Genomic DNA, 1,558 nt, shown 5'->3' on the forward strand with positions numbered 1-1,558 from the left:
GCCAAATACACATCAAAAAGCGTTAATTGGCGCTTGGCGATCTTCTCATCTAAAGACTTCACCCCCGTACTGGGTTTTGGCGGTGTTTTCTCCACCAAGAATGCGCTCAAGTCTGGGGGGTTAGAGCTCTGCGGGCTCTGCTGCGTGTCCTGCTGCGTGTCCTGCTGCGTGTCCTGCATTACATCCATATTGCTACCTACCCCCTTGACTCCCAAAAGGGTTAATCCTTCAGCTAAGGTACTCATTTGGTTTTATAGGTCTTGGTGTGGTGTAGCGCTCTGGGGTCTAACAACCCTTCTTTAACCATCGCATCTTTGAGTTCCTGCATGCGTACCTCCTGATAAAATTCTAGTTCTTTCTTGCGCCAACTCATTAAGTTCGCGCCCTCCTGTTGCAACACCTCTATGGCGTGGCTTTGGATGAGCGCGCTCAAGTGTAGTTGCGCCTCTAATTGCATCTCTTTTAAAGCGCGCATGGGTCTTTGGCGCTCTAAAAAGCCTCTAACACTCTGCTCTACCAAATGGATAAACTCCTTATCCAATTCCCTTTTAAAAAGCTTGTCTAGTTTCTGCTTGCTCTCTTGGTAAAAAGTATCGTGCTGATCTTGCAAGAAAGAGATGTCCATTTTAGAGATGGTTTGTTCCATCACCCCCTTAAAATCTGCTTGCAACAAGTCGCTAAAATGCCGCCCTAATTCCTGCACAAAGGCCTCTACTTTCTGCTCGATCTCTTGGGTTTGGGCCTTGAGCGCGCCCTCTAATTGGGCTTGCCCTTGCGTAGCCATTTGTTTAATTTCTTGATTCATCGTGGCTAGCAATTCCAAACGGGTGCGCGCATAAAACTCGCTCCTAAGTTGCCCACTCAAAAAAGTTAAAAAATTCCCTATCTCGCGCTCCTGTGTGCGCTGGGCTTTCTCTAGGGCTTCTTTTAGCCCGATCTCAAAATCCCCCAAAGCTTGGCGAATCTCTTGGGCGATCTGGTTTTGCGCACTCTTGATGAGCGTCTGTACCCCGCCTTGAATCTCAGCCCCGCTTAAAGCTAATGCGCGCGCCTGTGTGGCCTCTAGGCCCTTTTTAAACTCTAAAGCGGCCTGCTCTAGCTTTTGCTCTATGCTGTGCGTCTGTGTGGCTTCTAGGCCCTCTAATTGGCTTTGCAACACTTCTGCCAAACTCTGGGCCACTTGGCTTTTGACACTCTCTAAAGGAATCTTAGCCAAAGCCCTAGCCTCAATCTGGGCTTTTAAAGGCTCTTGGATTTCTTGGATGAGTTGTTGCGCCTTAGCTTCCAGCGCGCTTTTTAAAGTCTCTTGAATCTCTTGGGCTTGGGCTTTGGCCTCTAGGCTAGATTCTAAAGTCTCTTGTAATTGCCGCCCCTTAGATTGTATTTGTGCGTCTATGTGTGCGGTGAGCGTAGTGCGTGCAAATTCCACCAGCGCGGCGTTCTCTGCTTTGGCTTTCTTGGTGGCTTCTAAAAGTTCTTGTATCTTGTCGTGTAACAACATCATCGCCCCTTATAGCCCTATTCAACCAAAAAACCCCCGCGTGAATCAAGGGTTAAA

Annotated in this window: 1 protein-coding gene and 1 pseudogene; both read right to left on the minus strand. The window is 48.3% G+C overall.

The window, feature by feature from the left end; translation table 11 throughout:
* Positions 1-188 (minus strand): annotated as a pseudogene (locus tag EAO38_RS08495) (hypothetical protein); the annotation flags it as partial.
* Positions 189-241: 53 nt separating this feature from the next.
* Positions 242-1,501, minus strand: coding sequence for a coiled-coil domain-containing protein (locus EAO38_RS08500; protein WP_121022865.1), 1,260 nt, complete (start codon positions 1,499-1,501; stop codon positions 242-244).
* Positions 1,502-1,558: the final 57 nt, after the last annotated feature.

The sequence above is a fragment of the Helicobacter vulpis genome (genome assembly GCF_003660395.1).
GTDB classification, from domain to species: Bacteria; Campylobacterota; Campylobacteria; order Campylobacterales; family Helicobacteraceae; genus Helicobacter; species Helicobacter vulpis.